The 6,823-nt window shown below is 31.1% G+C and carries 6 protein-coding genes; 1 reads left to right on the plus strand and 5 read right to left on the minus strand.

Annotation, left to right across the window (positions count from 1 at the left end; genetic code table 11):
• From clfA to CD116_RS13880, 3 genes are all read right to left on the minus strand, one after another.
• Positions 1-2,082, minus strand: a 2,082-nt coding sequence (clfA, locus tag CD116_RS05990) for an MSCRAMM family adhesin clumping factor ClfA (protein ID WP_240625101.1), incomplete at its 3' end; no start/stop codon positions are given.
• Positions 2,083-2,360: 278 nt separating this feature from the next.
• A complete protein-coding gene (locus tag CD116_RS05995) occupies positions 2,361-2,885 on the minus strand; it encodes a GNAT family N-acetyltransferase (RefSeq protein WP_047551792.1) in 525 nt (174 codons plus the stop codon).
• Between the two features lie 456 nt (positions 2,886-3,341).
• A complete protein-coding gene (locus CD116_RS13880) occupies positions 3,342-3,590 on the minus strand; it encodes an MBL fold metallo-hydrolase (RefSeq protein WP_231563475.1) in 249 nt (82 codons plus the stop codon).
• A gap of 375 nt (positions 3,591-3,965) precedes the next feature.
• Between CD116_RS13880 and CD116_RS06005 the strand changes: the two genes are divergently transcribed.
• The gene (locus CD116_RS06005) at positions 3,966-4,694 is read left to right on the plus strand and encodes a DUF5067 domain-containing protein (RefSeq protein ID WP_047551789.1); all 729 of its coding nucleotides are present in this window, start codon (positions 3,966-3,968) and stop codon (positions 4,692-4,694) included.
• Positions 4,695-5,400: 706 nt separating this feature from the next.
• Here the strand turns inward: CD116_RS06005 and CD116_RS06010 are convergent.
• Positions 5,401-6,150, minus strand: a complete 750-nt coding sequence (locus tag CD116_RS06010) for an amidohydrolase family protein (protein WP_047551786.1) — start codon at positions 6,148-6,150, stop codon at positions 5,401-5,403.
• Positions 6,151-6,314: 164 nt separating this feature from the next.
• Positions 6,315-6,761, minus strand: a complete 447-nt coding sequence (locus CD116_RS06015; RefSeq protein ID WP_047551783.1) for a GNAT family N-acetyltransferase — start codon at positions 6,759-6,761, stop codon at positions 6,315-6,317.
• Between the last annotated feature and the right edge of the window lie 62 nt (positions 6,762-6,823).

Raw genomic sequence — 6,823 nt, forward strand, 5'->3', positions numbered from 1 at the left:
ATCGCTGTCTGAATCGGAATCGCTATCTGAATCTGAGTCACTATCTGAGTCTGAATCGCTGTCTGAATCGGAATCGCTATCTGAGTCCGAGTCGCTATCTGAGTCTGAATCGCTATCGGAATCGGAATCGCTATCTGAGTCTGAATCGCTATCTGAATCTGAGTCACTATCTGAGTCTGAATCGCTGTCTGAATCAGATGTGCTATCCGAATCTGAACCACTGTCTGAATCGGAATCACTTGCTGAGTCTGAGTCGCTTGTTGAATCAGATGTGCTGTCCGAATCTGAACCACTGTCTGAATCGGAATCACTTGCTGAATCTGAACCACTATCAGATCCTGAATCGCTTGTTGAATCAGATGTGCTGTCCGAATCTGAACCACTATCTGATCCTGAATCACTTGTTGAATCAGAGTCTGAGTCTTCTGGAATTGGTTCAATTTCACCCGGTTCATCAGGCTGTTCAGGGACAACAGGTTTATCAATGCCATCACCAGAGCCTGATCCATTATTAAATGCTACTTCATTATCCCAAGACATAGAACGCCAAACAAAATTAGAATCATAACCATAAAATGTTGAACGAAGCGCTAAATCTCCAGTACTATTCGGATCCATATGACCATTTACAACTACAATATATGGTGAAGTAATTTGGTCATCGTCCGTTGGAAATTCAACTTTATATTGATTAGCATTAGGATATGAAATTTTCACTTGATTCGTTACATCTTCAAAATCATTAGGATTAACATAATAACTATGTGATAAATCACTTGCATTATCAACTTTATACACTTTAATATCTGTATTATTAGCATCTATTACAGCGTTACTATTTGATTTTGGTATCAGATTTCCTGTTAATACCGGTAATACAACATTATCTCCACTTGGATTAACATAAATTGTTTGACGATACGTATTATTCGTTTTATCAATTTGATCGATTGTACCTTTAATTGATAAATTATGAAATTGACCGTATTTTTCATAGTCAACTAATACTGTTTTATTGACGATTGTGCCACCTATACCTGTACTCAATGTCACATTGCCAGTATGCGTAACATTTTCAGGGTCTATATAAGCCGGCATAGATAATGTAGCTTTAACATCATTTTTATTATTTACATAATCTGTGAAAGTATAAACTACATTGCCATCACCATCGATTACACCATTTGCTAACACTTGATCTCCTGCCATAATTGGTGGTACTTTTGCAGTTGAAGTTACACCATTTAAATTCAACTCTTTTGGTACCGTTATTTTAAATGTATCTCCTTTAACAGCATCATTCGGCACTGAAAAACCATAATTTAATTTTACATAGCCAGCTTGGTGAGGATACACTGTATCTTTGGAATCGATAGTAGCCGTAACATTTGTTAATTGATTAGTTATATCTTTACCCGCCGGTGCATCTGCCGCTTCAGCTGCTGCAAGATTAACCGCTCTCATTCTAGGCGTACTTGTTTTAATTGATTTATTAACTACTTTTTTGTTTTTTGCATCTTTATTCTGGATAGTCGATTCATTGTTTGAAGGTGTTGTTTCAGTTGAAGTATTTTGCGTTGTTGAAACATTTTCCGCATTTGTAGAATTTTGAGGTGAATTTACTGATGATACATTATTCGTATCATTAGAAGTCGTTGTATTATTAGTTTGATTCACTGGTTCTTCTGCATTTATATTGTTTGACTGTGTATTTGCCACTGTATTAGCTTCATCAGTTGCCGGTCTTTCTTCTGTAGCTGCATTTGTAGATGCTGATTGTGTCGTTTCCTGTTGTGCTGGGTTTTGTGCTACATTCGTTTCGCCACTATTAGTGCTTGCCACTGTATTTGTTTTTGTCGCATTTGTAGCTGTATTGTCTGTTTGAGGTGCTACATTTACATTACTTGAATCTTTACTTTTGTCTTCGCTACTCGTCTTATCTGCTTGCGTTACACTATTTTCACTAGCGTCAGCTTCTTTACTACTAAGTAAGCCAAAGCCAATTAATGTTCCTAAAAGTACAGAAGCCACGCCAAGCGAATTTTTTCGAATTGCGTGTTTTTCTTTTTTCTTCATATTCATTTTATTCCCTCTTTTTATCATTTCATTTTATATTAACTATATACCCGATTAAGATACCTTTAATCTCTATTTAGGAAATTATACACCGAAATTGAATAAATGCAATTATTTTGTTTATTACTTTAATTACAATTAATTTTTTAATTCCTTTAGCTAAAAATGACTGATTCAATATTTATGAATACATTTTCTTCTTAAAAATAAAAACAACAACACATCATTGTATTGTACGTAATTTACAATGTTGCATTGTTCCTTTTTATCAATTGAACCTTACATTATTCAAACGCTGATGAATAATGTATGATACCATTCTTGTCTTCTAATTCATTTTTCTTCAGTTCTTTAATTAAAAATACTTCATCTGGAACACCTTCAAATGGTGGATATATTTTATATTTACTTGCACGTTCATATCCGAGGTTTGCGTAATATGATGGCCATCCTAGCACGCTTATAAATCCATAACCTTTCATTAAAGCTAATTCTTCTAAGGATGCAATTAATTGTGTTCCAATTCCATTATTTTGATGATTAATATCGACAACAACTGGTGCTAGTACTAAACCTATTTCTCGATTGCCTTCTGTATCAAGATACACATCACTTAATAGAGCATGTCCAACTACTTTATCATTTATAGTTGCAACCAATTCTAAATTCGAATCATATTCATCGCTTTGTCGAATTTTGTCGACTAACTCTGATTCGTTGCCATATCCATGTTCAGTATTTTCAAATGCTATTCTAATTAATTGATCTACTTGTGCGAAGTCCTGTTTGTTAATTTTTCTTATCTCCATTTATATATATCCTACTTTTTCTACTTTATTTAAAGGATTCCATCATTTGCGTTAAAATACATTACTAATTACTTTGTTTCAAAAATCATTTTGATTTTGAAAATTAAAATATAATTGAATGTTCATGTTCTCCATCATATTAATCATACTAACTATATACACTGCTAAGTCAGCTCATTCAATAAATACTACATATCATTTTCAGTAATGCTTTATTTGTTATAATTCAACAACATGTGGCTTTACATTTACATCATGATTTGCGATTGCTTCTATACAATTTGGATCATTTGCCATCATTTTAATCCAGATGAGCGACTGTTGTGCTTCTTTTTTATCAACTAAAACCCCAGGTAAAATGTTTTCTTCCCATGATTTAGCTGCATATCCTACATCTGAAGCAAGTAAAAGATATTTGTCACTGTTTTCATTTTTAATAATTGTTGAAGCAAGCCCTTAACTATGACCTGGTACCCAAACCATTGTAATCGTACCATCACCAAATAAATCAAATGATTTCTTTTTCGGACCTAAGTCACTGTCACTAAATTTAAATGTTTCAAGGTTTACACCTTTCCATTCATGAGGCAAGTAATGTAATTTATCATTTAAAATAGCCGTATGTTCTTCCTCACTCAGTATAATTTTTTTAGCATGTTTTACTAATCTTAAACCATCAGCATGATCGCAATGCATATGACTCATTACAACATATTTTAAAATCAAAGATTATTCGTATTATTACTCATTTTATTTATCAAATGTTAAATCCAACGCAATAAGTTAAATTGGTTTATTTTAATAAGTAAAAATTTCCAATAAATCAAACTTCTACATTTAAGCTTTTCGATAATTCACTATTTTTTATAAATAGTAATATATTTTTATCAACAAAAGATATATAATATTAGTAATTATAGTTGTATTAATTTATTGCAACAATACATAGAATTATTATTACACGAATTATTTAATATCATCTTAGAAACTCACAAATACCAATTTTGTTTAATTACTCAAAATGATAAGTCATTTAGAGTTTTTAAAATAAATTTTTGCGAAATAAAGGAGACATGTTAAATGAAAAAAGTAATGGGGATATTATTAGCAAGTACACTTATCTTAGGTGCTTGTGGACATCATCATGATAGTGCAAAAAAAGAGAGCACTAGTCACAAAAAGAAAGAAAATGACAATGAAGAATTAAATGAAGAACTTAAAGAATTTAAAAGCAAAAAAAATATGGATATAAAAATTAAAGGCGATACTATTGTTAGTGACAAATTTGAAGCTAAAATAAAAGAACCGTTTATCATCAATGAAAAAGATGAGAAAAAGAAATATATCGCTTTTAAAATGGAAATTACTGCTAAAAAAGACGATAAAGATTTAAATCCATCTTCTATTTCTCATGACTATATTAATATCACTCAAGATGATAAAAATACAGTAAATAAATTAAGAGATGGTTATCTTTTAAGTGATAAAAAATATAAAGATTGGACAGAACATAACCAAGATCAAATTAAAAAAGGCAAAACTGCACAAGCCATGTTTATCTATGAGTTAAGAGGTGATGGAAATATTAATTTAAATGTCCATAAATACTCAGAAGATAAAACAGTTGATTCTAAATCATTCAAATTTAGTAAACTTAAAACCGAAGATTTTTCTCATAGAGCGGAAACAAGAGAAGAAGTAGAAAAGAAAGAAAAAGAATATGAAGAAGAGTACAAAAAAGAACAAGAACGAGAGAAAGAAAAAGAAAAGAATAAAGATGACGACCACAGTGGTTTAGATGAAGTATAAATTTATGAAAAATGGTATCCAGTACTTTTATATTTATAAATTAACCCACCTACATCTATAATGACAATCAGTCAACTATAATCACGTAATGAATCACCAATTTAATTGCTGTATATAAAAGGCAGAGACATAAATCAATGTTCTATGCTCTACAAAGTTATATTGGCAGTAGTTGACAGAACGCAAATGCACTTATAACAAGCTTTTTTCAATTCTAGTCAGGGGCCCCAACACAGAGAATTTCGAAAAGAAATTCTACAAACAATGCAGGTTGGGGTGGGGCCCCAACACAGAGAATTTCGAAAAGAAATTCTACAGGCAATGTAGGTTGGGGTGGGGCCCCAACATAGAGAATTTCGAAAAGAAATTCTACAGGCAATGTAGGTTGGGGTTACAACGATAAAGAAATATTTTTTCTTAGAAATTAGTGTTTCTTATGCATGCGTTTTACTCATGTATTCTAATTTCTAAGTACGCATTAACTGTGGCTAATGTGTAAGAACCACTACATAATAAATCATTAGTGGTTCTTTATCATTTCTGTCCCATTCCTATTACATTAAACGTTTTTTATGAATCAAGTAAACGTTAACGTGCTAGATAGTTAAAAAATAAGTTGAAGAAAAAAATCGTATTCACTCTACCTCCTCATTTAGTTACATTGCCCATGGTTTACTTATTTATTATTACTTTATAGCAATGTTCTTTATGATTTAATTCGATACCAATTCAATGCATTTTCAAAAAATATCTTTTTACATTCATCTTCATTAAATTGATCTACTATTTTATTTATATCATCCTTTGAAAACCTATATGGCGCTCGTGTCGAAGGCAAATCTGTCCCAAACATTAATGCATTTGGATTACAATTATATATTTCTTTAAGCGTCTTAGAAATTTCTAAATCTCCTCTACTAAAACCAGTTGCTTTTACATGCACACCTTTATCCACTAATCTCAATAATTGCGGCATCCCTTCTTTAGATAAACCTAAATGATCAATTGATACTGCAGGCAACCTTTTGACCACATCTGAAATTTCCTGTAAATTTTTAGAATCAATATACAGTTCCGTATGCCATCCAACAGTTTCATAGACTCTTTGTGCAAAATATTCAAGTTTTGATAGCCCTTCTGAACCTCCACGTTTAACATTAAATCTTAAACCTCTTACTTTTTGTTCATTTAATTCAAGTAGCTGTTCATCTGTAACTGTATGAGGCAATTGAGTTACTCCAACAAAATGACTATCCAGCTTATTTAAAGCATCCACTAAGTACGATTGGTCATATCCTTGAAAAGATCCAGAAACAATTGCACCACCAATTATATTTAAGTCAGCAACTTCGTTCAAATAATCATTAATGTCATATGATGGTGGTAAATAACCATTATTCTCTTTGATTTCGAAATCGTAACTTATAATATGCATGTGCGAATCAAATTTTTTCATGTGTTTTATCCCCTTTGATTAAATATATAATAGTTAATGTTTCATATTAAAATCACTACATCTATTCATTTAAATCACATCTAATTTGATGACAATATTAATATCATTTGGGAGTTCAAATATTAAGTTTTTTGACTACCTCGTAAGTTGAATATTCAAGTTCACTACAAACTTTGCCCACCTAATTTTAAATGTAATATTGGATAATCACGACCTTGTGAATCAAATCGAGACGTTTTAAATATTTCGAATCCATTTTTGATGTAAAACTGAGTTGCCTTTTTATTATCTTTATTCACATCAACATATTGAATTTTATTTTGTTTAATCAGGTATCGAAGGATTTCAGTACCAAATCCTTGATTAAAATATTTTGGATCGATAAACAGCATTTCTAAATGTTGTTCATTTGTACCTGAAAAACCTATGGCTTGTTCTTCGTAAAACCATAGATACGCTTCAACATGTGAAAAATATTTAGGTATTTCACGCTTCAATTCTATTCGGTCTTTTTCTTTCAAAAAACTATGTGTTGCGATAACTGCATTTTCCCATATTTCTATTGCTTTAGGGTAGTCATTCTCTAGTAATTGAACTTTAAATAATTTCATAAGAATCCCTCCTCGTATAATAAATTTTAGTTTTCTAAATTAGTAGTTTGATTTGGATATTC

The sequence above is a fragment of the Staphylococcus schweitzeri genome, from assembly GCF_002902405.1.
Classification (GTDB): domain Bacteria; phylum Bacillota; class Bacilli; order Staphylococcales; family Staphylococcaceae; genus Staphylococcus; species Staphylococcus schweitzeri.

Excerpts from the sequence above, each read along its gene's own strand:
- CD116_RS05995 (WP_047551792.1), bottom strand. The coding sequence starts at position 2,885 with ATGGAGATAAGAAAAATTAACAAACAGGACTTCGCACAAGTAGATCAA.
- CD116_RS13880 (WP_231563475.1), bottom strand. The coding sequence starts at position 3,590 with ATGAGTCATATGCATTGCGATCATGCTGATGGTTTAAGATTAGTAAAA.
- CD116_RS06005 (WP_047551789.1), top strand. The coding sequence starts at position 3,966 with ATGAAAAAAGTAATGGGGATATTATTAGCAAGTACACTTATCTTAGGT.
- CD116_RS06010 (WP_047551786.1), bottom strand. The coding sequence starts at position 6,150 with ATGAAAAAATTTGATTCGCACATGCATATTATAAGTTACGATTTCGAA.
- CD116_RS06015 (WP_047551783.1), bottom strand. The coding sequence starts at position 6,761 with ATGAAATTATTTAAAGTTCAATTACTAGAGAATGACTACCCTAAAGCA.